A 25,982-nucleotide genomic window follows, 5' to 3' on the forward strand; every position below is an offset into this window, starting at 1 on the left:
GCCTCCTCATTTTATAATCGTATTGGTGATTTGAACGGATTTTGCACTTCATCCTCTGCCGGAAGCGAGCGGATGATTTTATCATTTTCCATGACCGTCATACCGTTCGAATCCTTCAATTGACCTGTTACTTTAACTGTTGTTCCGGATGAAACCGGAAGGGTTAAAGATTCAAATGATTGGACTGAATCTTTCACTATCTTTGGAACAGGCAAACATTGCTGATCGACCAGGGTGCCGTCTTCAAGGAATACCTTGTAGGCTATTTCGCAGTTTTCAAATGTAACGTTGTAATCGTTCACGATCCAAGGAGTTACGGTAGCAGTCTTTCCAAGCTCCCCATCCGTAACTTCGCCGTTAAAGGACAGATGCAGCGGTTCAAAAGCTTTAGCCATGGCAAAATAAGCTTTTTTAGGCTGGCGGTAATAGTCGATGATGGACCAATCGATGGACGGTCCTGTATTAACAAAGTGAAACTGAAGAAGCCCGCCTACATGATTGTATTTCTTCCGCCTTAACGCCTCTGTATGCTCCTTGTAGAACTGAACCTGATATTCTTGTGTAATGTCGATAAGTTCTTGAAGGGACTGAGTCATGACCGACCCCAACATCGTCTGATAAATATTGGTCTGAAAGCCCCATGTACGGTAGATCTCCCAGTTAACAGGCCAGAGAGACTCCTGGTTCATAAATTTCTTCAAGGAATCTTCATTTGGAATAGACTGGGTTCCATACTCTGTTACAAACATCGGGTTATAAAACTCAGCATCCTCAATTTTGCCCCAATACCAACCGACCCAGTGCACACTTAAATGCGTACCGATATAGTCTGTAAAGTCATCCAGCGTCTCAAAAAAATGAGGAAGTTCCTCATCGGATACGAGCACCGAATTTTTAATAACGGGCCGCAGACTATCGAGTTCCTTTACGACACGCAAGAGCATATTGTCCAGCTTGTTGTAGTCATGAAACCGGGATTCGCTGTGGCAGGACCACAAAATGATCGAAGGATGGTTATACAGCATTCTAACGAAACGACGTGAAACATCCTCGGCTCTTTTTATAAAAAGACCCGTAGATTCATAGCCCCATTGAAACGGCAAATCCTGAAAAACCATGATACCCTTTTCGTTGCACAGCTGATAAAACTCTTCCTGTTCGGCATGGGCAAAAAGCCTGGTGGTATTCATGTTGGCATCCAGCATCATTTGGACATCAAGCTGGTAGGATTCCTTTGTCATAAGAGAGAGGAACTGGTCGGACAAATAGTTGTTTCCTTTAATAAACACCCTTGTTCCATTGAGGTAAAAGATCCATTTTTCATCCATTTTAATTTCGCGGATTCCAAATATTTGAATCTTCTTGTCTACCAATACCCCATTTACCCACACTTCAATCACAGCTTTATACAGGTGAGGAAATCCAAGCTCCCATGTCCACCATAATTTGGGGTTGGACAGCTGGTCAGTCATTGAATAGCTGCTCGTACCTGGTCTTTGAAAATAGCTCTGAGACTTCCATCTGTATATTTTCCCTCTGAAATTATGGGGCAAGAATGAAACTTCCACGTCAATTTTGGCTTCCTTGCTGTTATTGTTCTGTATTTCAACATCAAGGTAGATGGTGGCTTTCTTATACTCATCTTTTAGATAAGGAGTCACCTGAATATGCTCAATATGTACCTTGCAGCGTTCTTCAAGATAAACCCCTTTCCATATTCCACCCGGGTTGACAAGAGGATTTGGGTAATGGGCATTCACAGAAGAAGGAACTTCTGGACAATCTGTCAGCCCTTCTTGTTTCACTGGAAGGCAGTCCCAATGGTAAAGGCCTCCCTTGGCAATTTTTTTACGTTCGGGCTTTGTATCCAATTCAGAAGTCACTTTGATTACCAGCGTGTTCTCTCCACAATATTCCAGAAAATCAGAGACATTAAATTCAAACGCATCAAAGTCTCCTTCATGAGCTCCAAGATACACTCCGTTGAGCCAAACCTCTGAATTATAATCAACAGCATCAAAACAAATGTAGAACATCTTATTTTTCTTTAGTGACGGAGCACGAAAGACAGTTTTATACCACATGACTCCCTGGAAATCCTCATATCCCGCTTTCTGCCAGTGTGCAGGAACATGGATATCCTCCCAAGTTAGTTCTTCTGAATGGTATACAGGCTTGTTTCTAATATTTCCTTCCAGACGGTTATCCTCATCAGGAACACATTTCCATATACCATTTAAACTTAATTTTTCTCTGCATTCTCTGCTCATGGGTATCACCTGACTTTGCTTTATATAGTTTATAGTTATTATCGCCTTTATGGGACAGAGACATCATTTTTGTTTTCACTATTCTGAACTTTTCCCGGCGATGAATTAACATAAACACCTTTTTATGGATGCTAACATCCTTCAAAATAAAAAAAGGATGCACATCCTCACACAAACTAAATCCTTAGGGAAGATGTGCTAAGTTAGAGAGACATCACTTATTTCATACCTTTTCCTTTTGTCAGATGGCAGGGGACACCGTGCCCGACCGCGCCCGGTTTAGACATTTTATCTATATAGGCCAATCCCCTCACACATTGAGTTTTGCAGGACAGGCAGGTGGAACTGGTAACCATTTTTAGAGTATGTGCATATTTATTGACCGCCTGATCATACTTAGAGATCTTTTTAGCCTTTTTTTTTGCCATAATTCATCCTCCTCGCCTAACATTCCTCATATGATATGAAGAGGTGAAGAGGTATGCCACAAGACAAAGTAAGAAAAGCGCAAGCGTCCTCGAGGACTTATGCTGAAAACAAGAACCAAGTTTTCAGCCCTGGGCGCTGGAGCTAGACATTACATCTATGCAAGCTGAATATTATACTTTTTTACATCACAAAAAAACCGCTTATAAAACTAAGCGGCTTTCATCATTTTTCAATTCGTAACGTAAAGTATTCTGTTCGGCCAGCGTCAAAATATAATCACTGTCCCTTCTATCATAAGAATCCAAAAAGTCCCGCAGCGGCATGTGATATTTGTCCCACACAATATCCATCAGCCAGTTGTGGTTCACCTCAAAGTATTCCCCGTCAAAACGGTTGATTTTGACAGTTTCACCAAAATACATGCCTAACACTCCTTTCAACAGGAAGGTAAACTGCATTAAGGCCCATTCATGATATGATAGATTATACTATAATATTCAGAAAAGTTAAACGATATGACAAAAAAAATAAAAAAAGCCTTCAAACTGAAAAAAAACAGGCAGAATGAGTCTGCCTGTTTCGTACTTATATCTTTTTAGCGCCAAGGAATTTCGGTGCCCAGTAAGGATTTTGCATTGAAGCAATGCTTACTCCTTTTGAAGATGAACTGTGAATAAACTTATGGTCTCCGATGTATATTCCAGCATGGGAAGCACCATGTTTATACGTTTGGAAAAATACAACATCTCCAGCTTTTGGAGTACTGACAGATGTACCTTTTAAATAGATTCCGGAAACTGTTCTAGGCAAGTCAATTCCAGCCGATTTATCAAAAACATAGTTGATATAGCCGCTGCAATCGAACCCTTTAGGTGTTGTTCCGCCCCAGCGGTAAGGAACACCCATGTATCTTTTTGCCGTACTGATCAAACCTGATGAACTGTATGAAGTGCTTTTAACAGCTGTTTTAACCCCTAGTGCTTTGAACGTACTTTTTCCAGCCACGCCATCCGCTTTAAGTTTTTTTGCTTTTTGAAACTTTTTTACAGCTGATTTCGTATATGTACCATAGTAAGTAGTCGTCTTTTTGTATGTAAAATATCCTTTTTTCTTAAGGACAGTTTGTAATTGCTGCACATCTTTACTGGTCATACCTCGTTTTAAAGTGTGATCGCCAAGCGCTGCTTTCCCTACGATCGGGTTGAAAGCCATCATTCCTAATAGTGCCGCTGCCGCTACCAATTTTTTCAAAGCATGTATCCCCCTAAAATCTGTATTACCAATGTTGGTATTTGTTTCCTTGCTAACTTAATTAGATTCTACCAACAAAATATGACACGAACATTTTAGGAAGATTACAGATATATTACAAATTAATAGAATTCCCGATTTTTTATGACATTAAACCTAATGAATTCCATATTTTCTGTCAAATTAAGCTAAATTCAGTAAAATAAATTGTAACAATCTGACTACCCAATCTTCGATAACAGGACTTAATACCTAGTGTCAAAAGACCTTTATGTGCGGATTTGTCCTTTGAATGATGTTCTTTCCCTCAATTTTTGGAAGTATAATGCAAAGAAGACAAATCGTTAAATAATTTGTCACTAAAAAAAGGATGCCTCTAGCCCTTCATTACGTTATGATAAGCTAGTGTATGACTATTTTTTGGTATAAATATTACATAGCCATTAACAAGAACCATCCCAACTCTAGCAAACGATATGGTATAATATGGTAGTTGTTAAATATGATTGTTATGAATTGAAGGAGCAGTGACTATTGAGTAAATTAAAATCCCATATTCTTCCTTTGTTATTGATGCTCTCTATTCCCCTTCTGCATACTTTTTATGAATTACTGAATAACGGAGATCGGGGAGCAAGGAGTCTTATTACATCATTTGACCAGCATATTCCTTTTATTGAAGCCTTTATTATTCCGTATGTTTTTTGGTACCTTTTCATTTTTGGCATGTTGTTTTACTTTTTTATCTATGACAGATCCTTATATTTCAAGACGCTGTTGAGCTTAACGATCGGGATGGCCATCTGTTATGTCATTTACTATTTCTTTCAGACAACGGTTCCAAGACCTGCCATAGAGGGCAGCGGTGTTCTCACAAATGTTATCCGTTATATTTACTCAGCTGATGAACCCTTTAATTGCTTTCCAAGTATTCATGTCCTGAGCAGTTATTTAATGGTCATTGCAATAAGATACTGCAAAACAAAAACACCAGTACGAATTTTCGCTGTCAACATTGCAGGATACTTGATTATTCTTTCCACACTTTTCATTAAACAGCACGTAGTTCTAGATGCTTTTGCCGGAATCCTTCTCGGTAATATCCTGTTTAATACAATTTATTATTTTAAACCTATATTGTCCTACGCCACGAATAAACGTTATTCAAAGAACAAAAAAGCAGCCGAACCCCGATAGTTGGGCAGGCTGCTTTTTTATTATGCGTCCTCTCCTTTATTAGAAGCATTTCCGTGTGTCTCCATTATCTCGTCAACCGATTGCATTCTGCTGTCTTCATACTTCCCTTCACCCTTCCTGATGAAAGAAGGTTCACCTATTTCATAATCATCTGTTTTCCCGTCCTCATCAGCCTTTTCTTGTGCTTGGATCGTCCGTTTTGCAAAAGGAAGGGCTTTTAATCTTTCGTAAGGAATCTCCTCTCCCGTGTCCACGCATTTTCCGTAGGTGCCTTCTTCAATGCGCTGGAGCGCTTCGTTAATGTCTTCAAGAGTTTCCTCTTGATTTTCATCAAGCGCCATTGCCATTTCGCGGTCATATAACTCACTCCCCATATCACCAAAGTGGTTATCATATGAGCTGATCTCCCCGGTAGACTCTTGCAGGCTTTCATCTTTCTCCCTCAGCTCTTGCTGTTCTTCTAGCTGTTTTTTCATCTTTAGCAGATTTTGTTCTATTTCGTTGATTTGTTGTTTAGATAAGCTCATGCTGTTCCTCCTCATACACTATTGTGGTTAGTATTTACCCTATTTCTAATGAAATAACACGCACAAACCTCTTTGGACAGACATAATCTTTTTTTTAAAAAATAAAAATAGTGTTGGAAGGAGTTGATTGCCTATGGTGGAAGATTACAATAATCAGGAGCAGACGGATGAAAGAAACTGGGCACAGATGCACAATCTTTGTAAGCAGCACTTGTATTTTCATGTGATTATTACCATGCATGATGGCAAGAAAACGGAAGGGATCATTACAAATGTGGATGGCCAGAATCTCCATATGATGGTTCCTCAGGACATTCAGCAGCCGCAACAGGGCGGGCAAGGGAGCCAGCAAGGAATGCAAGGACAGCAGGGCATGCAGGGAACACAAGGAATGCAAGTGCAACAAGGAATGCAGGGGCAGCAGGGGGCTATGGGAAGAGAGGACAATGAAGAAAATCGTGTATTTTTTGGCCGGCCATGGTTTGGAAGAAGGTTTTTTCCAGGGATATTTCCCCTTGCCGCTATAGCTGCACTCTCCCTATATCCTTATTACTATCCGTATCCTTATTACCCTTATCCTTATTATTGATGACCAGCTGGTTCTCCAGCTGGTTTTCCATTGGGTGCTTCTTTCTTGTTTTCCATTTCCTCAATTGCCTCTTCTTCCTCTTTCAGAACCCCCTCATCTAGTTCTTCTTTGTAAGCATATGACAACAGCAGAGATACAAGTATACCGCCGCCGATTAGATTGCCGATACTTGCTGGAACCAGATTAAGCAGAATAAACTTATACCAGCTGATATCAAAGCCTTCAAGGACGGATATACTGAAATAGCCCATGTTGGCCACAGCGTGCTGAAAGTTTCCGGCTTCGAAAATGATAACAGGCAGAGCAATACCGAGAATCTTGCCAACCACATCTCTTGCGGCGGTAGCAAGAACCGCTGCTGCTCCGATTAGCCAGTTTGCCAAAATACCTGAAAAAAGAACCTGAAACCAGCCCCAAGTTCCTCTATGTGTAAATTCCATTTTCTTTTCTACGAATGTGAGCAGGTAATCATAGAATTCATCGTGCAGCGAGCCTGAAAGGTTTAAAAGAAAACCGACAAATAGAGCGCCCACAAAATTTCCAATGTAACAGATAAACCAAAAGGACAGCAGTTTTTTGCTGATCCAAAACTTGCTCTGCATGATATAACTGGGCAAGAGTATGTTTACTTCCGTAAATAATATGGAACCTGATAAAAAGACCATCGCGTAGCCAATCATAAATCCGATACCAGCCATTAAATTCACAATGCCGGCCGATTCAATGTCCATTGTCAATAATACTGAACCTAGAGCTCCAAAAGCGATAAAAGCTCCTGCCAGACTGGATAGAATTAATTGTGCCAAATAAGTGGTTTGTATGGATTCTTTTCCTTTTCTAATAAACGTTTCAACGATTTGGGCAGGGAAATAATATTGTCGCTCAGGATATTTTTGGGGAGTTTTAGGATGCGCGTTTTTCTGTTCGGATTTATTATTCATTTGGGACCTCCATTTCCTGTAACTTAGTTTCCCTTCAAGTCCTCCTCGTCAAACAGCGTCTTATTTAAAATACAAAAATAAGACGCTGTTTATGTAAATTAACATAAACTTGCGCCTTATTTAAAATACTTGCTATTCACTTGTTGATTTCCTTTCTTTACTTAGAACACATGCCTTGCATCACTTGCAGACTTGCATCTTTCAGTTTATTTTCTCCTTTTTGGCTTCCCACATGCCCACATGATGCGAAAATAGTTTTCACGGACTATTTCCTATTGCGCCATGATCCTAGCATGCTTCGCTAACTTTTGTCATCGGAACCACGTCCTCTGAAGTTTTAATGTTTCCATTTTTGGTTTCCCACATGTCCACATATCTCAAAACCAGTTTTCACGGGCTGATTTTTTAGTGGATATGATTTTGACATGCTTCGCTAACTTTTTTCAATGGAATCACGCCTTTAAAAAGGATGTATGGATAATTGTTGCTTGGCAGACTCTGAAGACCCGCATACTGTGCCTGTTAAATAGTTTAACTATTTGTATAGGCTTGTTTAGCATGCTTCGCTAACATTCTTCATTGGAATCTACTCCCTTCTTTTGTTTCGTTTATAATACTTTATGTGAAGATAAATTAAAATATTCAGAATAATCTATTTCGTCTGATTTTAAGCGTTTTTGCTTGCTTCTGCCTTTTAGAACAGGTTTTTTTATAGAATTCCTGCTTTTTTCTCAAAATTCAACAAAAACAATATAAAATCTTCATAAAATAAGCAAAATCTTTTCTTTTCTCCACAGCAACAAGCTTAGTCATGGCTCGCATGGTGTATGGCCTGTTTAAGCAGATCAATGACATGTTCATCGTCCATGGAATAAAACAGGGTGGTCCCTGAACGGCGAAACTTTACAAGACGCAAGTTCTTTAAAAATCTTAATTGATGGGAAACCGTAGATTGCAAAAGAGACAAAGCCTCTGTTATTTCATTCACACTGCATTCTTTTTGAGAAAGCAGATGCAGAATCCGTATCCTGGTAGGGTCAGAAAGCGCTTTGAACGTCTGTGAGACAATAAACAGCGTTTCTTCATCTAACTGAACGTATTCTTCATTATTATAGTCAGGTTTTGAATCCATCAAAATCCCCCCTTTACACTCGTGTATTCGATCATACCCAATGAAAGCTGAATTGGTTAAAAGATTGAAAACGAACGTATAAAAGAAATGCCGCCGAAGCTGTAGGCTACGGTAATCCTTTTTAAAGGCACCTCGTAAAAAATACGTATATACTTTTCTTCCCCCGAATGAATTGTCTGCTTTTTTAACGGTTTAAATTTATCAGTTGCCAGAAAAGAAGCTTCGGCAGGAACCACATTGTTATTCACATACAAGGCATCTACCTTCAATGAAAGCCAGCCTTCGTTCTTTACTTCAATCCATGTTTCATTGGCTGATTTCTTATGTCCACCCACCACGGAAAGCGGAGGATTCAGGCTTATAAAAAAATAGATGGCTGCCATGGTCATGACTACTATGGCAATCAGCTTGTTTTGATATTTCTTTTTCATATTTCACCACCCGGCTGCTTAGGTTGCCTGCTGTTATTCTCTCTTTATTCTCCCCCCTGTATCATTAACCAACATTTTTTATGACAGCTGCTTAGACAGGGCAGCGGAGTGGAAACAATAGAAAGGAAGGAAAACATATGCAAAATAGTAAGAAATTTTTTGTTTCTCTGCTATGCTTTATGTAATTAGTATTTGAAAGGATGGTCTTGTGAGAAAAAAAGGTCTGTCTCTCATCACAGCTCTTTCCATTTTATCAGCTTTTTTATGGCTTGCGGGACTTGCCTGGGTCATACAGGACCAGTTTTTTTCAGCTGGCGGCCAGCGGATGGATACCGTTAAACCAGACAGCGGTAAAACTGCCAGCGATTCAGCGGATGGAATGGGCAGGAACTTACGCATTGCAGCATTAGGCGATTCCTTGACAAGGGGCACTGGCGACCCTGACGGCAAGGGCTACATCGGTTACTTGAAAGAAGAATTAGCAAAGAAAACAAAAAAAGAGATTGAGCTTTCCAATTCCGCTATAAAAGGGCAAACTTCAAAAGAGCTTCTTGACCAGATCAGCCAGCAGCAGATCAAACGCCAGATTAAAAACGCTGATGTCATCCTGCTTACAATTGGAGGCAACGATTTATTCCGCGGCGGACAAGCTCTTCAGCAGCTAAATTCGCAGAGCATCAATAAAACAGAGGAAGCTTACCTTAACAACCTGAAAGAACTATACAAGGAAATTCGTTCGCTAAACAAGACTGGGACCATCTATCATGTAGGGCTCTACAACCCATTCAGCGATATGGAGGATTCCAAGAAAACGTCAAGCATCGTCCGGAAATGGAACTTTGATTCCGCTAACGCTGCGGCTGCTTATCCCAATATTATTTATGTCCCCACCTTTGATCTTTTTGAACTTAATGTGAATGACTATCTTTTCAGTGACCATTTTCATCCGAATAAAGAAGGCTATCAATTAATCGGAGAGCGCACTGCTTCCCTCATTCATTTCAGCGAGGAGGAAAAGAAATGAGCGAATCACCTGCCCTTTCCGTTAGCAACCTTCGGAAAACCATCGGCAAAAAAGAAATTATCAAAGGACTTTCCTTTGAATTATATCCCGGTGAAGTCTTTGGCTTTCTTGGACCGAACGGGGCCGGAAAAACAACCACGATCCGTATGCTTGTCGGGCTGATCAAGCCCACATCAGGATCGATTTATATCGGTGGAAAGAACGTTCAGACCCAGTTCGGGGAAGCGATGAAAGACTTGGGCTGCATTGTTGAAAACCCTGAGCTTTATCCTTATTTAACAGGCTGGGAGAATCTTGAACATTTTGCCCGTATGGATTCCTCCATCCACGAGAGCCGGCTTCAAGAAGTCGTCGAACTCGTAGATATGGGCAAAAGGATAAATGATAGAGTGAGTACCTATTCTTTGGGTATGAGGCAGCGTCTCGGAATTGCCCAAGCCCTGCTTGGCAACCCAAAACTGCTTATACTTGATGAACCGACCAACGGGCTTGATCCTGCTGGAATCCGTGAAATGAGAGAGTTCATCCGCTTCCTGGCTGAAAAGGAGAAATTATGCGTGATGGTTTCCTCCCACCTGCTTAGCGAAATTCAACTGATGTGTGACCGTGTAGCCATAATCTCGAAAGGCAGCATCATCAGAATCGACACAGTAGAATCATTACTGGCTGAAAAGGAACGGGTTGTTTGGAGCGCAGAACCGCTGGATAAAGCGAAGCTTCTGCTTGAAGAAGTTACACCTGTGACAGAATCAGACGGCAGGCTTATCACATTATACGATGAGAGTCAAATAGGAAACTGGAACAGGATACTTGTTAACGCCGGGATTGAAGTAAAAGAGATGAAAACGAAACTCCCTGCCCTTGAAGATCTTTTCTTAGAACTTACAGGAGGAGAGCATATTGACTAAACTTGTTCATAATGAATTGCTGAAGCTGTTCAGAAAAAAGCGGCTGTTTGTCATCATCCTGATTATTGCTGCCCTCGTCCCCCTTTTTACGTATGCTCAATACCAGCAGGCAAAGACCACTCAGGAGAAGCTTGGGAATGCAGATTGGCGTACGAAGCTCCAGCAGGAGATTGTTGACACACAGAACCGTCTAAGTTCAAGCCGGCTACAGGATGACTGGAGAAAATATTTAAAAATTCGTTTGGCCCAGCAGCAATATTATCTCGATCATGATGTTAATCCCCAGGCTCCAGGTGCTCCAACGTTCATGAGAGTTTTCGTTGAAAATTCAATCACTCTGCTTCTTCCGCTTCTTGTTATGGTGGCTGCAGCAGATCTTGTTTCCTCTGAAGCAAGCGGGGGAACCATCAAGCTCCTTCTCACCCGGCCGGTGAAACGGTGGAAAATTTTACTGAGCAAATATATAGCGCTCCTATTATCAGTATCGCTTATTGTAACAGCAGTGGCCATTCTTTCTTACACTATATCAGGTTTAGTCTTTGGCTATGGAGGATGGGATATGCCTCTTTTGACCGGATTCAGTCCAAAGGGTGAAGAACTGCTGACAAACAACGTTCATCTCATTCCTCAATGGCAATATGTTTTGATGGAATTCGGTCTGGTATGGTATGTATGCTTTGTTGTTGGAACATTAACCTTTATGCTTTCTGTACTGCTGAGGAGTACTGCTGCAGTTATGGGAATCATGCTGGCGGCATTGATCGCCGGTGCTATTCTTTCCAATATGGTATCTTCATGGGAAAGCGCTAAATATCTATTCATGGTGAATTTAACCCTGACTAATTATATCAGCGGCATGGCTACTCCGATTGAAGGAATGTCCCTCGGCTTTTCGTTAAGTGTACTATTGGCTTGGGCTGCAGGCGGCCTCATAGTCGCCTTCGCTGTCTTTACGAAAAGGGATGTATATTAAGATACGGGTGCCTGGCACCAGAAATAACAAAAAAAGCTGGAGCAGATAGGATCTGCTTCAGCTTTTTTATTGACTTAAACTCCGCGTTCTTGTGTATTCTTTTGGTTGGCGCCAGAACGTTTTTTCGCTAATCCAATTAGAACGACAGCGCCAATGATAAGAATTTCAAATCCATATTTAATGAACGGATTGCTGAAATATTCTTTGAGGAACGGTTCCCCAACAATCATTTTAGCAGCAGTCCAAGCCAGGATTCCTGCTCCGATCGTAATAATAAACGGAAACTTGTCGATGAGTTTCAAGAACAGTGTACTTCCCCATACAACGATAGGAACAGAAATAAGTAATCCAAGGACTACCAGCAGGAAGTCACCATGAGCAGCTCCTGCTACTGCAAGTACGTTATCGAGACCCATTACCGCATCTGCGATAATGATGGTTCTGATCGCCGCCCAGATGCTATCCTGAGCTTTAATATCATGATCCTTGTCTTCCGTCATAAGCTTATAGGCGATGTAAATCAGGATTAATCCTCCTGCAAGGAGCAATCCTGGCACTTTAAGCAGCCAGACGACCGCCATCGTAGCCAGCGCACGAATAATCACCGCCCCAACCGTTCCCCAGATGATTACCTTTTTTTGCTGCTCTTTTTTCAAGTTTCTTGCTGCAAGTCCTATCACAATCGCATTGTCGCCTGCTAGCACCAGATCGATAATGACGATGGATAAGAGAGCAGAAAAGAATTCTGCCGTAAAAAAATCCATTAGTTAATTTCCTCCTCAACATCTTGCTGTAAAAATGAAACATTATGATAGCGTTTGATCCTTTACTTCCCCATATCATTTCTTAAAAAGCTTGGAGCATGCAAGAAAAATTGCTTTGTCTTAAGTTATACGGATAACAAGGAAGAAGGTTTCAATCATTTTGAAATTTATATCATGAAAGCAGTCTCTATTGCTTTTACAAGGGGAATACTGCATGTAACGGCTAAAAAGGAGTTAGTTATGATCGTATTTTTAAAAGAACTTAAACTTCGTTTTTTTGAAGACAAAGTGTTTGATCTTTCTGCACAGCTTGCTTACTATTTCTTGGTGTCACTCTTTCCTTTTTCATTTTTAATCTTCACCATTTTAGGGTTCCTTCCCATTTCATCCGGTTCAGTGCTTGAGATTATTCGCCCGTTCGCTCCAGTACAGGCCTTTAACTTGCTGGAATATAATTTGATTTCCGTTCTTGATCAGAACAGGAGCGATATTTTCTCTATTAGTATTGTTATCACCATCTGGCTGTCTTCCATCGGAATTCTTGCCATTATCCGTGTGTTTAACCAAGCGTATCACGTGATCGAGAACCGGCCTTTCATCCGGGAACTCTTTCTTGGCATCTTATTGACTTTAGGTCTCGTATTTGCCATCGTCTCTACCTTGCTATTGCCTGTATTCGGCAATTCGGTCGGTACTTTTCTGGCGAACAGGCTTGGCTATGGCCATCCGGCATTCCACCTATGGAATACGACCCGCTGGACGTTGAGCTTCGGTATTCTGATGGTGATGTTTGTTTCACTGTACCTGATTGCTCCGAATATTCGCTTGAAGCTGAAACAGGTCTTGCCCGGAGCCTTCTTCTCTACGATTGGATGGCAGCTGATCTCCATCGGCTTTTCCTATTATGTAACACTTTTCGATTACCGGCAGATCTACGGTAATCTTGGCGCATTGCTCACCCTTATGATCTGGTTCTATCTCTCTGCGATGATTCTGATTATTGGCGGACAAATCAACGCTGCCTTGCTGACAATTCATAAGAGAAAAGCAGAACAGATATAATTTTCTGTCGAAAGGCTAGAACAGGATTGACTTTTTCACCGTTCCATATAATGATTTAAGATATAGATTAAAGTTACTTTACATAGAGGATGATGGCCTGAAATGTCGTTAAAGAATTTAATTATTATTGGGTTAGTGCTGGCTGTGGTTATTTTTCTGATTCCTTACAGCATTCCTTTAATATTAGCCCTTGTAACCGCTCTTGTGCTGGAGCCTGCAATTAAGCTTTTCATAAAGAATTTTAAAATGAAACGGTTATTGTCTGTTACAGTCGTGTTTATTTTATTTCTAGCAGGATTTGGACTTCTCTCCTATTGGCTGACTACAACATTGGTGGTTCAGACGATTGAATTCCTGTCAATTGTTCCTTCTTATGCTGTAAAAGTGTTCGGCCTTATTGAAAAAGATTTATATAAAGCAGAAAAACTTTATGCTTCACTTCCTCCCGAAGTTATTTCAACGATACAGAATGCCTTGATGGGCTTTAAGACGTTTGCTGGAAGTTTCGCGACCAAGCTGACGAATGGAATCATAGCGGTTATTGCTTCCATCCCTCAGCTGTTGATCTATCTCATCATTTATCTGGTCGCTGTGTTTTTGATTTCTCTTGATTTACCCCGGCTCTTCGCCAATTTTCTCAATCTGTTTACAACATCTGCAAGAGAAAAGGTCGAACTCGTTTTCACACAGCTTTCCAGAGCGACTGTAGGCTTCATCCGGGCTCAAATTATCCTTAGCTTTATCACGTACGTACTTGCCTTGATCGGCCTTTTAATCCTTGATGTGAAATATGCTGTACTTATCGCACTGTTTATCGTATTGGTTGATATTCTTCCTATATTAGGGACAGGGTCGTTTATTGTTCCTTGGGCCGTCTATAACTTTGTGGTCAGCAACGATTTCCTGGCCATCGGTCTATTGATTATGTTTGCTGTACTGACAGTCATCCGGCGGATCATTGAACCCAAAATCCTTGGATCCAGCCTCGGCATTTCAGCATTGGCAGCATTGATCAGCCTTTATCTCGGCTTTCAGCTCCTGGGATTCGTCGGTCTGATCGTCGGCCCTGCACTTGTCATCATCTATGAAGCTCTACGGAGTGCTGGATTTGTTAAAATTAAAATCGATTTTTAAATCTCATCTTAAAACAGGTCCTATCATTCAGGACAAAAGTACAAACTTTGGTTTGTACTTTTTTTATTTGTAGGTTAGAAATCCTATCATTTATGGGAATTATAGAACTAGATACAGAAAAAGGGACACGGGCAACGAATAACTATGTTTGCATGTCTTGTAGATGTTGGAGGAAATATGGCAACTGATGTAAAAGAACGCGACTATTATTTTGATAATGCAAGATTTATTTTAATCTTATTGGTGGTGCTGGGTCATTTCATCTCCCCCATCAAAAGCCAAAATGACTTGCTCTATACCCTTTATAACTTTATATATACGTTTCATATGCCAGCCTTTATCCTTATATCCGGCTTCTTTACCAAGGGTGTATTCAAGGATGGCTATTTGTCCAAGATTTTCAGAAAAGTTCTTGTTCCCTATGTTGTCTTTCAATTAATCTATTCATTCTTTTACTATGACTTATATGATAAAAGTGAAATGAAGCTTAATTTTTTCGACCCGCATTGGACGATGTGGTTTTTGTTAAGCCTGGTATTCTGGAACATCCTATTAAAGGTATTTGTAAAAATAAAGTATCCTTTAATCCTTGCGATCGGAATTGGAGTTGCTGTCGGTTATATTACAGAGATAGGAACATATTTAAGTTTATTGAGAACCTTTGTATTTTTTCCAGTGTTTCTGCTAGGTCATTATTTGACAAAAAGGGATTTCAAACAGATTTTAAAACCATCAATCCGGATCGCTTCCGGTATATTCATGGTCTTAATGTTTCTGGCTTATCATTTCTTCATCCCAGACCATGCCAAAGACTGGCTTTTATCTTCTTCATCCTATGCGGAAATTCTCGGGCATAACGAATGGTACGGAGGATTTATCAGGCTTGGTCTCTATGCTGTTATGTTTCTTGCCACATTCAGTTTTTTGGCGATCATTCCAAAGCGAAGATTCTTTTTTACGGAATTTGGCGAAAGAACGTTATATATTTATTTACTGCATGGTTTCGTATTAAAATATTTATTTACAACAGATTTGTTCTCCTCCATAGAGAAGAACAACTATTATGTGATGCTTCTCGTTCTGGCCGTTATGATTACAATGTTCCTTGCCAGCAAGCCGGTCATAGCCCTCGCCCAGCCGCTCATTGAACTGCGCTGGACCAAGCTGAACCGTATGCTCAAAAAGGATGAGTGATATTAAAAAACCATCTCGGATTAAATTTCGAGATGGTTTTTGTGTTATTTTGATGTTTGAAATAATAAAAACTGAAGAATAAGATAGGCAGCTAGGCGGCTGGTCATGTCTCTAAAATCAATAGCTGGATCAATCTCCACGAGATCCATGCCTTTTACGATCGGGAGGGTTGAAAGGAACTGAATGCCCCTGATGAGTTCTTCACTGTGCATGCCGCCAGGGCCGATGGCAGGACATCCTGGTGCGAAAGCCTGGTCAAGAACATCCATGTCTACTGAAACATAAACAGCAGATACCGACGATTTAAGCTGTTGAATGCTTTCTTCCAATATAGGAATGATACCACGGCTGTTTACTTCGCTCATCGGATAAACAGTGACACCTTTCTCTTTAGCATAGTCACTATAGGTCTTTCCATTGGAAAAATCACGCAATCCTATCTGGATCAGATGCTCTCCTTTGATCTTATTCCGTTCGATCAGGTTTCGAAAGGGAGTCCCGTTTGAAGGGCCGCCATCTTCGAGATTGCGCAGGTCGTGATGGGCGTCAAACTGGATAATTCCAACCGAACCATAAATGTTGGAGAAGGCTGCGATGCTGCTGGCGCTGATTGAATGGTCTCCCCCGAGTATGATTGGAATCATACCGGGATTGTGCTTCAGTACTCCTTCCAATGCATGTTCGAATCTGGATTGTGTTTCCTTGAGATCTGTCACATGAGGCATGATGTCACCCAAGTCGGTAATGACTGATGTTTGCAGATCGATGTCCTTTTCAATGCTGTATGTCGTAAACGAATTCAGCATTTTCCTGATCACTTCCGGTGCCGCCGAAGCTCCTGAATGGGAAATCGAGGTTTTGGATAACGGCATCCCGATTAGCCCTATGCCGCTCACCTTCTCTCCGTTCCAGTCCACGAGCATTTCTCCTGCTTTTTTAATCCCCCGGTCAATGAACTTTGGTTTTCCAGAAGGCTTTAAATGTTCGATGTCATGCATAAGCAGGCTTCCTTTCTCCTGCCTTCTTTCCTTTTTTCCACACAGTATTCACGTGATTCACACCGTAATGATAAGGCAGATAGTGATAATTGGGGGCATCCCAAAGAACGAGGTCGGCCCACCTTCCCGTTTCAATGGCTCCAGCTTCACTCCCTCTGCCAATGGCATACGCAGCATTGACTGTGACGGCATTCCAAATTTCTTCAGGCTTCATTTTTAGTCTTAATGCCGCCAGGTTCATAATAAACTGAAGATTTTCGGTTGGAGAACTTCCCGGATTGAAATCTGTGGACAATGCAACTGCTCCGCCTGCCTCAATGATGCTTCTTGCTGGTGCATAGCTGTCTTTTCCAAGGTAGAACGTTGTGCCTGGGAGGAGAACAGCAATGGTTTCCGAAGTTCCAAGCAACCGTATTCCTTCTTCTGAAACACCTACGAGGTGATCGGCGGTAATGGCCCCGATCCCGCATGCCATCTCTGTCCCGCCTAGTGGATCGATTTCATCAGCATGAATTTTCACGTTAAATCCAAGGTCTTTTGCTCGCTCAAGAAACCTTCGTGATTGTTCAACTGTAAATACGCCTGTTTCGCAGAAGATATCCACAAAGTCAGCCAGTCCCTGTTCTTTAATGTAAGGAAGCACATCCAGCATGCTCTCCAAAAATCCTTCTGGTTTCCCCTTATACTCAGCTGGTACAGCATGAGCTCCGAGGAATGTAGAAACAAGGTCCATATCATGAGCCTCATTCAATCGTTTGGCCACCCTCAGCTGTTTTATTTCTGTTTCACGATCCAGACCATATCCGCTTTTGGCCTCCATTGTCGTTACACCCAAACTCAAGCTGCGATCTAGATGAAACAATCCTTTTTGAAAGAGTTCTTCCTCACTCGTATCCTTTGTTGCTTTTACGGTAGATAAGATTCCGCCCCCTCGTGCGAGAATCTCTAAGTAAGATAAGCCCTGCTGTTTCAAGGTCATTTCATGTTCTCGTGATCCGCCAAATACAAGATGTGTATGTGGATCAACAAGGCCCGGGGATACAATTTTTCCTTTACAATCAATGATTTCCTTGGCCTCTAATCCCTTCGCTTCCTCTGTTGTGCCTATAAATGCAATCTTTCCATCCTTTATACCGAGTGCACCGTTTTTGATCACAGGAAGTGTGCTCATATCCTTGCCTCGTTTTGGTCCATGCGATCCATGAATAGCCAGAAGCTGATCAATGGAGGTCAACAATGTATCCAGCATTTTACCCCTCCTATTCTTCCATCATCGGGATTTGAACTCCCTTTTCCTTGGCTGTTTTCTTTGCCAGGTCATATCCTGCATCAGCATGGCGTACAACACCCATGCCAGGATCCGAAGTCAGCACCCGCTCCAGTCTTCTCGCTGCATCATCTGTTCCATCTGCAACGATCACCATACCGCTGTGGAGTGAATAGCCCATTCCGACACCTCCGCCGTGATGCAGGGATACCCAGCTCGCCCCATTTACGGAATTGATGAGAGCATTCAGTATCGGCCAGTCTGCTACAGCGTCACTGCCGTCCAGCATGCTTTCGGTTTCTCTGTTTGGAGAGGCCACAGAACCGCAGTCCAAATGGTCACGTCCAATCACAATCGGAGCCGAAAGTTCTCCCTTGGCGACCATTTCATTGATGATACGGCCGAATTTCGCCCGTTCACCATATCCGAGCCAGCAAATTCTCGAAGGAAGTCCTTGGAACTGGACTTTTTCCCTCGCCATTTTAATCCAATTGCATAAGTGTTCATTATCGGCAAATTCTCTTAGAATGAGTTCGTCTGTTTTATAAATATCCTCAGGATCGCCGGAAAGAGCTACCCATCTGAAAGGCCCTTTCCCTTCACAAAATAGAGGACGGATAAAGGCCGGAACAAAACCTGGGAACTGGAATGCATCTTTTACGCCCTCATCAAAGGCGACCTGGCGGATGTTGTTGCCATAATCAAACGCCACCGCACCCTTTGCCTGCAGGTCAAGAATCGCCTGTACGTGTACGGCCATGCTTTCCTTTGCCTTTCGGATATACGTATCTGGATTTTCCGTCCTCATTTTTTCCCCTTCTTCCATCGACATTCCAGCAGGAAGATATCCATTTAGCGGATCATGAGCTGAAGTCTGGTCAGTAACAAGATGCGGTATTTCATTTCTTTCTGCCAACTGAGGCAATAGCTCAGCAGCATTTCCCAGCAAGCCGATGGACAGAGGCTTCTCTTGAGCCATGGCTTCCTTTGCCAGCGATAATGCCTCATTCAAATCCTTGGCAAGCACGTCACAATATTTAGTATCGATTCTTCGCTGGATGCGAGAAAGATCGCACTCAATCGCGATCACAACCCCTCCGTTCATCGTAACTGCCAGCGGCTGTGCTCCTCCCATGCCTCCAAGGCCCGCCGTAACGGTTAACGTTCCTTTAAGAGAATGGTTAAAATGCTTGCGTGCCGCTTCAGCAAACGTTTCAAAGGTTCCTTGCAAAATTCCCTGTGTACCGATATAAATCCAGCTTCCAGCCGTCATCTGGCCGTACATCATGAGCCCCCGTTTTTCTAAATCACGGAACGTCTCCCAATTGGCCCATGCTGGTACAAGGTTTGAGTTTGCAAGTAAAACTCTCGGTGCGTCTGGATGAGACTTAAATACTGCTACAGGTTTACCGGATTGGATCAGGAGGGTTTCATCGCTCTCCAGTTTCTTAAGGGATTCCAAAATTTTTTCATAGCTCTCCCAGTTTCTCGCCGCTTTCCCGATTCCTCCATAAACAACAAGCTCTTCCGGTTTTTCAGCAACTTCTGCATCAAGGTTATTCATCAGCATCCTCAGTGCTGCTTCTTGAACCCATCCTTTCGTATTTAATTTGTTACCGCGTGGAGCCGAAATTTTTTGAATGGTATTTGACATGGTTATTTCCTCCTCTTAGCATTGCATTTCTTTTGAATTTTCGTTTGGGTGTTTCAGAAGTCCGTCCCATCGAACTTCTTTCAGCCAAGCATTCATTCGTTCAATATCCGTGGAAAAAATTCTGTCAGACGTAATAGGAGGACAAACGGCAGAAGCCTGGTCATAGATTTTGCGGGTTGCGGGTGCAAGGAGATCTATCCCTCTATAGTAGACGGCTTGAAGAGCGCAGATCATTTCAATAGCAAATACTCTTCTTACATTGCTGATAATCTGGTAGGCATGCCGCGCCCCGATGGTTCCCATACTGACATGGTCCTCCTGATTCGCCGAGGATGGAATAGAATCCACACTCGCAGGATGAGCAAGCGTTTTGTTCTCAGAGACCAATGAAGCCGCACAATATTGCATGATCATCGCTCCAGACTCAAGGCCTGGATTAGCGCTGAGGAATGCCGGGAGATCACTGAGCTGAGGATTGACCATCCGTTCGATCCTCCTTTCTGAAATGTTGGCGAACTCTGCCATCGCAATGCTGAGAAAATCCATGGCAAGGGCAATCGGCTGGCCATGAAAATTGCCGCCTGATATAACCTTTCTTCCTTCATCAAAAATAAGAGGGTTGTCTGTTGCTGCATTAATTTCGATTTCCAGCTTCTCTTTTACATAGCCCAGTGCCTGCCAGGATGCACCATGTACCTGAGGAATACAGCGGATAGAATAAGCATCCTGCACTCGTACTTCTCCTTGCCGCGTCGTCAGCCGGCTGCCTTCCAAGTAGGAAAGGATGCGTTCAGCTACTGCTGTTTGCTCTTTATAACCGCGCGCCAGATGAATGTCTTTGTCAAAAGCGTCAGTGATAGCTGTTAAACCTTCCATCGTTAACGCAGCTATGGCTTCTGACTGGCTGGCAAGCTGCTCTGCTTCTAAATAGGCCGCAACTCCCTGAGCTGTCATCGCCTGTGTGCCATTGATGAGGGCAAGGCCTTCTTTAGCCGTAAGTGTGAGCGGCAGGATTTCTTCCTGCAGCAGCGCTTCCATCGCACTCATTCGCTTTCCGCGGTACCATACTTCTCCTTCACCGATCAAAACAAGAGCCAGATGGGACAGCGGTGCAAGATCACCGCTTGCTCCCAAGGACCCTTGCTGAGGAATTACCGGATGGATCTGGCAGTTTACAAGTTTAATCAGGGTTTCTACTACAGCCGGTCTTACTCCCGAATATCCTTTTAATAGAGCGTTGGCACGCAAAACGACCATCAGGCGGCTTACATTTTCAGGAAAAGGCTCTCCTACCCCGCATGCATGGCTTCTTATTAAATTCAATTGCAGTTTTTCAGTATCCTCCGGAGCGATATAAACATCGCTTAGCTTTCCGAAACCTGTCGTGATCCCATAAATGACTTTCCCTTTTGCAACAATATCCTCTACTGCTCTTCGGCTTTCTTTTACTCTTTTTATACTTTCTTCACAGGCAATCACTTGTTCATTGGTACTTAAGATGCTTTTTGCCTCTTCTAAAGTCAATGTATGTCCTGTCAGAACTACCATGCGTCATCCTTCTCCTTTTTGGATAATGTAAAAAAAACGCAAAAAGAGGCTGCATTTAAAGAACAGCAAAAAAACCTGTTCTTTGAAACACAGCCCCCTAAATTCCACTATTTGCTATGGGCTTTTATTTATATATGATTGATGCCGAGTCCGATGGCTTCATGTTCCAGACCTTTGACCGGTGCGCCGATCGTCCCGTATAAAGCTACAGCAATCCATTCTCCTTCTTCCGGCTGCTCATATGGCTGTCCCCTCACAATGGCAAACCGTAAACCTACCGTCCGAAGAACCGTTCCAAGCTGAACTTGCCCCCGGGTAACTCCGTGAAGCGCTTCCATAATGGCATGGTATAACGCATGGGTTTCACGATAGACCCCTCCATTGATGACCTGGTTCTTTTTTGCAGCTGTTTCGATTGCTGCCACTACTTTATTCGATTCCATGGAACCTACTTTACCGGTGCAGTGGAGCCATCCGAGTTCGCCCACCTTCGATTGGTGAGATTCATCCAATACATAAAGCATGGCAAGCTTGCCGATTAACTTCTGTTCTGCAAGAGACATCTTATCCACTACTTTCGCTTAAATCGCAGCTTTCACTAATAACTAATTGCTCACTACACTCAGTTTATGCCTTTCTGAATTGTTCGTCAATTCCCTTTCAACAACTTATCACTTTATCAGGGCAGCATGTCACATGTATAAACTAGTAATCTATCGGGCATGCTGTGTTTATCAATCAATGAAAGAGAGTGGTAGTGTTGATTAACCTTCAAAAAGAAATTGTACATGCCACCATGAAACGGCCTCCCGTTAAAAACGAGAACAGCCATGATTTTTTCATCGGCTATGATGGACAGGATACTCCTTTCCTACTGCTGCCAACAACACCAGGGCTGCTCCTTGAAGATGAATGCTATGGCATTTCATTCCAGAGGGATGTATGCAATCCCTATAAATACCATTTGGATACACACATCGTCCCGGTCGACTTGAATAATATTCGCATGTTCATCGACCACCTTGCTTTCTTTTTCGGACCTGACCATAATATGCTGAACATTTACCTGGAAAGCAGCTGCTATCAGGCCTATGTAAGCTGGAGCACTAAGAAACAAGAGGAGGTAATTAAAGAGACATTGCTGAAGTATGATGCTGTTTCTTCATTAGATGAGAAAAAGAAATACAGTGAATTGTTAGAACAGCTTTTAAGAAATTAACTTAAAAATCTTGATCCTGGAAAAGTTATCTACTTAGTTAGCCATTGACAAGACCATCATTCGACAATATACTACAAATAGTTTGAAAATAAAAATTTTCAATATATTCAAATTATAAAGATTAATCAATGAATGGGGGACATCAATGAGTATTTTCAGAAAAAAATCCATTTCAGAAATGTTAGCTCAAAGTAACAATAAAGGATTGAACCGCTCATTAGGAGCATTTGATTTAACATTATTGGGCATCGGGGCTATTATAGGAACCGGAATATTTGTTTTGACTGGAGTTGTAGCAGCTGAACATGCTGGTCCTGCTCTCATCCTTTCTTTTATCATATCTGGTCTTGCTTGTGCTTTCGCCGCCTTCTGCTATGCCGAGTTTGCATCGACCGTTCCTATCGCCGGCAGTGTTTATACCTATACTTATGCCACGTTAGGTGAAGTTTTTGCCTTTTTGATCGGCTGGGATCTGATGCTGGAGTACTTGCTCGCCACATCTGCTGTTGCAACCGGCTGGTCCGCCTATTTCCAGTCATTGATCGCTGGATTCGGCCTTCACCTTCCAGTTGAGCTTGCAACAGCTCCAGGAGCCGGCAAGGGGGGATGGATTAACCTCCCGGCGGTTATCATCATTTTGCTGATTACTACGCTATTAAGCAGAGGAATCAGGGAGAGCGCCCGCGTCAACAATATTATGGTATTCATAAAGCTTGCTGTTATTATTCTGTTTATTGTTGCCGGTGTCGGCTATGTGAAACCGGATAACTGGACACCATTTATGCCGTTTGGTTTCGAAGGGATTGTAGCTGGTGCCGCAACGGTATTCTTTGCCTATATCGGATTCGACGCAGTAGCAACCGCAGCCGAAGAAGTGAAACGGCCGCAGCGTGATCTGCCTCTCGGAATTATCTGGTCGCTTACCATCTGTACCGCATTGTATATTGTAGTATCCCTTATTTTAACTGGTATGGTGCCCTACAATAAATTGAACGTAGCAGACCCTGTTTCCTTCGCCCTGCACTACGTAGGCCAGGATTCCATTGCAGGTCTTGTATCAGTCGGTGCGATTACGGGAATTACCACTGTTCTGCTCGTCATGCTTTTCGGACAGGTTCGAATTTCTTATGCGATGAGCCGCGACGGCCTGCTGCCGCCGATACTTTCTAAAGTTCATCCGGTATTTAAAACGCCATTCAAAAATACCTGGCTTACGGGATTTATCGCAGCCGGAATTGCAGGTTTTATCGATCTTACAACGCTTGCACACCTAGTTAACATGGGAACATTGTCAGCATTTGCTCTTATCGCTGTAGCTGTGATCGTGTTAAGGAAAACACATCCAAACCTGGAAAGAGCATTCAAAGCTCCATTCGTTCCTGTATTGCCAATCTTAACCGTTTTATTCTGTCTTTACTTGATGATCAGTCTTCCTTCGATCACATGGATTTCTTTTGTCATCTGGATTGCTATCGGCCTAATCGTTTATTTTTTCTACGCCCGCACGAGAAGCAAACTTAATTAAATAAAACCAAAAAAAAGAGGTGCGGAGAATTTCCCGCGCCTCTTTTTATCCTGTATATACATCGCCATCAGGATAGTGAATGATTGCTTTATTCAGTTTCGAGGGGGAAGTGCCCCAGCCCGATTTTCCCCAAGAACATGATGCAGATGAATCTTCAGAGGATTTACACTCCTTCATTTTCGAAACGGTTTAAATCTTTATTTTGTCCGATCACTACGAGAACATCACCTGGCCTCAATACCACATTGGCAATCGGAGAAACAAGAATATCGTTGTCTTTTTTTATTGCGACAATATTACATCCGTATTTGGCACGGACATCAAGTTCCGTCAGGGTTTTGCCTGCAAGTTTGTCAGTGACTCCTACTTCAATGATGCTGTGTTCGTTGGATAGTTCAATAAAATCAATAATTTTCTCAGACGTAATAAGCTGGGCTACCCTGAGGGCCATGTCACGTTCAGGATGTATGATTCGGTCCGCACCCACTTTTTCAAGGACTTTATGATGATAGTCATTTTGAGCTTTAACCCAGACTTTGTTCACTCCTGCTTCTTTTAAAAGAAGCGTAGTTAAGATACTGGATTGGATATCTTCCCCAATCGATACGATCACATGATTGAAATTTCGAATACCGAGGGCGCTTAACGCTTTCTCGTCTGTAGAGTTTGCCTGTACAGCCTGAGTAGCAATACTGGCGTATTCATTTACCCGCTCGATATCCCGGTCAACAGCCATGACTTCATATCCCATTTTTGCAAATTCTCTGCATATGCTTCCACCGAAACGGCCTAGCCCTATAACGGCAAACTGCTTGTCCATTCCTCTCTCTCCCTAGAAAACAAATATTAGATAAGAACAAATAAAAAAAGACCATTATAAAAATGGTCAGCTACTTTCCAAACTGTCCCTTTCTTCCTGTATAACGCTTACGAGGTTAGCTGCCGGATTAGGAATTGGAAGTATCCCTTCTTATTTCTAAGATTCACCCCAAAAAAGTGGTTCCCCCGCTCTTAAAAAGCTCTTTAAAATTAAGCGATTTAAAGGCTATGCGATTTTGAATAAATATAATGTAATCCTGCAGATGTTAATTGTCAATGCTTTCTTAAGGACTTCATTTCAGGTTAAAAAACGCCTGCTGCCTGCATTCCAATAATTGAAATGCCAAGGAGCCATACATATATAGCAAAGCCCTTTAAAGAACCTTTTTTCACTAGAGAGATCATCCATTTAACCGCTAAGTAGCCGAATAATGCTGACATGGCTGTCCCAAGGAAAAGGGAGAAGAACGATAATTGTTCCGCCTGGCCGCCCAGCACATCTTTCACTTGAAGCAGACACCCTCCCGCGATAGCCGGTATAGATAACAAAAAGGAAAAGTAAGCTGCTGTTCCTCTGTCAATCTTACGGAAAAGTGCTGCAGCAATCGTTAACCCTGAACGGGATACTGCAGGCAGGATTGCTGCTCCCTGAAAACTTCCAATTAAAACCGCATCCATAATCGTAATGTCTTCCAGCTGCTTATGTCCTCTTGATTTCATGGTATCCGCAAACCAAAGCACACACCCTGTGGCAAGAAACTCCCATCCTACAGTAACACCGGTCTTCGAGATCTCCTCAAAATAGTCCTTAAATGACAAGCCTATAATAACGGTGGGTATAGTGCCTGCCACAAGCAGCATGGACAGTCTGCTGAAGGGTTTCTTAATCAGTTCTTTGATCTCATTCCAATAAATTGTCACCACTGCAATCAGTGTGCCAATATGAAGCATACTGTCGAGGAACAGCCCTGCTTCATCCAGTCGAAAGAAATGCCTTCCTAAAAGAAGATGCCCTGTGGAACTTACAGGCAGAAATTCAGTCATCCCCTGAATAATCCCTAATATGACCGCCTCAAGCCAATCCATGTGTTCACCTCTTATCACTCATCATGATAAAACGTATTCA

General features: G+C 42.3%; 26 protein-coding genes and 1 riboswitch. Of the genes, 10 read left to right on the forward strand and 16 right to left on the reverse strand.

Annotated features, from left to right (window positions below; translation table 11 throughout):
• Positions 1-11: 11 nt before the first annotated feature.
• The 4 genes from M1K46_RS14900 to M1K46_RS14915 form a co-directional block, all read right to left on the reverse strand.
• Positions 12-2,270, reverse strand: a complete 2,259-nt coding sequence (locus M1K46_RS14900) for a glycoside hydrolase family 2 protein (protein WP_256226581.1) — start codon at positions 2,268-2,270, stop codon at positions 12-14.
• 218 nt (positions 2,271-2,488) lie between these two features.
• Complete coding sequence (locus tag M1K46_RS14905; RefSeq protein WP_231689154.1) at positions 2,489-2,698, reverse strand: hypothetical protein; 210 nt, start codon at positions 2,696-2,698, stop codon at positions 2,489-2,491.
• 201 nt (positions 2,699-2,899) lie between these two features.
• A complete protein-coding gene (locus M1K46_RS14910; protein WP_062236429.1) occupies positions 2,900-3,121 on the reverse strand; it encodes a hypothetical protein in 222 nt (73 codons plus the stop codon).
• A gap of 163 nt (positions 3,122-3,284) precedes the next feature.
• A complete protein-coding gene (locus tag M1K46_RS14915) occupies positions 3,285-3,950 on the reverse strand; it encodes a C40 family peptidase (RefSeq protein ID WP_256226582.1) in 666 nt (221 codons plus the stop codon).
• Positions 3,951-4,484: 534 nt separating this feature from the next.
• Here M1K46_RS14915 and M1K46_RS14920 point away from each other — a divergent pair.
• Positions 4,485-5,147 (forward strand): phosphatase PAP2 family protein, encoded by a 663-nt coding sequence (locus tag M1K46_RS14920; RefSeq protein ID WP_256226583.1) that lies wholly within the window; start codon positions 4,485-4,487, stop codon positions 5,145-5,147.
• Positions 5,148-5,167: 20 nt separating this feature from the next.
• Here M1K46_RS14920 and M1K46_RS14925 read toward each other — a convergent pair whose 3' ends face one another.
• Positions 5,168-5,674: a TraR/DksA C4-type zinc finger protein gene (locus M1K46_RS14925; protein ID WP_256226584.1), complete on the reverse strand. Its 507-nt coding sequence runs from the start codon at positions 5,672-5,674 to the stop codon at positions 5,168-5,170.
• A gap of 133 nt (positions 5,675-5,807) precedes the next feature.
• Between M1K46_RS14925 and M1K46_RS14930 the strand changes: the two genes are divergently transcribed.
• Entirely contained in the window at positions 5,808-6,263 is a 456-nt protein-coding gene (locus M1K46_RS14930; protein ID WP_256226585.1) for a hypothetical protein, read from the forward strand.
• Here the strand turns inward: M1K46_RS14930 and M1K46_RS14935 are convergent.
• From M1K46_RS14935 to M1K46_RS14945, 3 genes are all read right to left on the reverse strand, one after another.
• Positions 6,257-7,204 carry a formate/nitrite transporter family protein gene (locus M1K46_RS14935; protein WP_256226586.1) on the reverse strand — a complete coding sequence of 316 codons (948 nt, stop codon included), beginning with the start codon at positions 7,202-7,204 and terminating at the stop codon, positions 6,257-6,259. The two genes, M1K46_RS14930 and M1K46_RS14935, sit on opposite strands and share 7 nt — an antisense overlap.
• An 805-nt stretch (positions 7,205-8,009) precedes the next feature.
• Positions 8,010-8,336 carry an ArsR/SmtB family transcription factor gene (locus M1K46_RS14940; protein WP_053355461.1) on the reverse strand — a complete coding sequence of 109 codons (327 nt, stop codon included), beginning with the start codon at positions 8,334-8,336 and terminating at the stop codon, positions 8,010-8,012.
• A gap of 56 nt (positions 8,337-8,392) precedes the next feature.
• A complete protein-coding gene (locus M1K46_RS14945) occupies positions 8,393-8,767 on the reverse strand; it encodes a hypothetical protein (protein ID WP_256226587.1) in 375 nt (124 codons plus the stop codon).
• Positions 8,768-8,975: 208 nt separating this feature from the next.
• On the opposite strand from M1K46_RS14945, the gene M1K46_RS14950 reads away from it, so the two are divergent.
• From M1K46_RS14950 to M1K46_RS14960, 3 genes are read left to right on the forward strand one after another with little or no spacing between them, the layout of a single operon-like run.
• On the forward strand, positions 8,976-9,791 hold the full coding sequence (locus M1K46_RS14950; protein ID WP_256226588.1) for an SGNH/GDSL hydrolase family protein: 816 nt from the start codon (positions 8,976-8,978) through the stop codon (positions 9,789-9,791).
• Entirely contained in the window at positions 9,788-10,699 is a 912-nt protein-coding gene (locus M1K46_RS14955; RefSeq protein WP_256226589.1) for an ABC transporter ATP-binding protein, read from the forward strand. Before M1K46_RS14950 ends, M1K46_RS14955 begins: the two co-directional genes overlap by 4 nt.
• Complete coding sequence (locus M1K46_RS14960; RefSeq protein WP_256226590.1) at positions 10,692-11,672, forward strand: ABC transporter permease; 981 nt, start codon at positions 10,692-10,694, stop codon at positions 11,670-11,672. Before M1K46_RS14955 ends, M1K46_RS14960 begins: the two co-directional genes overlap by 8 nt.
• A gap of 74 nt (positions 11,673-11,746) precedes the next feature.
• Here M1K46_RS14960 and M1K46_RS14965 read toward each other — a convergent pair whose 3' ends face one another.
• Positions 11,747-12,436, reverse strand: coding sequence for a TerC family protein (locus tag M1K46_RS14965; protein ID WP_256226591.1), 690 nt, complete (start codon positions 12,434-12,436; stop codon positions 11,747-11,749).
• A 240-nt stretch (positions 12,437-12,676) separates the two neighbouring features.
• Between M1K46_RS14965 and M1K46_RS14970 the strand changes: the two genes are divergently transcribed.
• The 3 genes from M1K46_RS14970 (at position 12,677) to M1K46_RS14980 (ending at position 15,826) form a co-directional block, all read left to right on the forward strand.
• Positions 12,677-13,498 carry a YihY/virulence factor BrkB family protein gene (locus tag M1K46_RS14970; RefSeq protein ID WP_175501891.1) on the forward strand — a complete coding sequence of 274 codons (822 nt, stop codon included), beginning with the start codon at positions 12,677-12,679 and terminating at the stop codon, positions 13,496-13,498.
• 102 nt (positions 13,499-13,600) lie between these two features.
• Positions 13,601-14,632 carry a sporulation integral membrane protein YtvI gene (gene ytvI, locus M1K46_RS14975; RefSeq protein WP_256226593.1) on the forward strand — a complete coding sequence of 344 codons (1,032 nt, stop codon included), beginning with the start codon at positions 13,601-13,603 and terminating at the stop codon, positions 14,630-14,632.
• A 177-nt stretch (positions 14,633-14,809) separates the two neighbouring features.
• Positions 14,810-15,826: an acyltransferase family protein gene (locus M1K46_RS14980; protein WP_053355470.1), complete on the forward strand. Its 1,017-nt coding sequence runs from the start codon at positions 14,810-14,812 to the stop codon at positions 15,824-15,826.
• Positions 15,827-15,870: 44 nt separating this feature from the next.
• Here M1K46_RS14980 and hutG read toward each other — a convergent pair whose 3' ends face one another.
• The 5 genes from hutG to hutP all read right to left on the reverse strand — a co-directional run bounded on the left by hutG (position 15,871) and on the right by hutP (position 21,856).
• The gene (hutG, locus tag M1K46_RS14985) at positions 15,871-16,824 is read right to left on the reverse strand and encodes a formimidoylglutamase (RefSeq protein ID WP_256226595.1); all 954 of its coding nucleotides are present in this window, start codon (positions 16,822-16,824) and stop codon (positions 15,871-15,873) included.
• Positions 16,817-18,073, reverse strand: a complete 1,257-nt coding sequence (gene hutI / locus M1K46_RS14990; protein WP_256226596.1) for an imidazolonepropionase — start codon at positions 18,071-18,073, stop codon at positions 16,817-16,819. Before hutI ends, hutG begins: the two co-directional genes overlap by 8 nt.
• 10 nt (positions 18,074-18,083) lie before the next feature.
• Positions 18,084-19,745 carry a urocanate hydratase gene (gene hutU, locus M1K46_RS14995; RefSeq protein WP_256226597.1) on the reverse strand — a complete coding sequence of 554 codons (1,662 nt, stop codon included), beginning with the start codon at positions 19,743-19,745 and terminating at the stop codon, positions 18,084-18,086.
• A gap of 15 nt (positions 19,746-19,760) precedes the next feature.
• Entirely contained in the window at positions 19,761-21,293 is a 1,533-nt protein-coding gene (hutH, locus tag M1K46_RS15000) for a histidine ammonia-lyase (protein WP_053355474.1), read from the reverse strand.
• 128 nt (positions 21,294-21,421) lie between these two features.
• Positions 21,422-21,856, reverse strand: a complete 435-nt coding sequence (hutP, locus tag M1K46_RS15005) for a hut operon transcriptional regulator HutP (protein ID WP_256226598.1) — start codon at positions 21,854-21,856, stop codon at positions 21,422-21,424.
• Between the two features lie 194 nt (positions 21,857-22,050).
• Here hutP and M1K46_RS15010 point away from each other — a divergent pair, with 194 nt between their 5' ends.
• Both M1K46_RS15010 and M1K46_RS15015 read left to right on the forward strand, forming a co-directional pair.
• Complete coding sequence (locus tag M1K46_RS15010) at positions 22,051-22,512, forward strand: hypothetical protein (protein WP_248251695.1); 462 nt, start codon at positions 22,051-22,053, stop codon at positions 22,510-22,512.
• A gap of 145 nt (positions 22,513-22,657) precedes the next feature.
• A complete protein-coding gene (locus M1K46_RS15015; protein ID WP_256226601.1) occupies positions 22,658-24,037 on the forward strand; it encodes an amino acid permease in 1,380 nt (459 codons plus the stop codon).
• Between the two features lie 163 nt (positions 24,038-24,200).
• On the opposite strand, the gene M1K46_RS15020 is transcribed toward M1K46_RS15015, so the two are convergent.
• Together M1K46_RS15020 and M1K46_RS15025 are read right to left on the reverse strand one after the other, a co-directional pair.
• Complete coding sequence (locus M1K46_RS15020) at positions 24,201-24,857, reverse strand: potassium channel family protein (RefSeq protein WP_062236478.1); 657 nt, start codon at positions 24,855-24,857, stop codon at positions 24,201-24,203.
• A gap of 89 nt (positions 24,858-24,946) precedes the next feature.
• Positions 24,947-25,083, reverse strand: a riboswitch (cyclic di-AMP (ydaO/yuaA leader).
• Between the two features lie 76 nt (positions 25,084-25,159).
• Complete coding sequence (locus M1K46_RS15025) at positions 25,160-25,942, reverse strand: undecaprenyl-diphosphate phosphatase (protein ID WP_256226602.1); 783 nt, start codon at positions 25,940-25,942, stop codon at positions 25,160-25,162.
• Between the last annotated feature and the right edge of the window lie 40 nt (positions 25,943-25,982).

Origin of the sequence: Fictibacillus sp. WQ 8-8 (genome assembly GCF_024494405.1) — a bacterium.
GTDB lineage: Bacteria > Bacillota > Bacilli > Bacillales > Fictibacillaceae > Fictibacillus_C > Fictibacillus_C marinisediminis.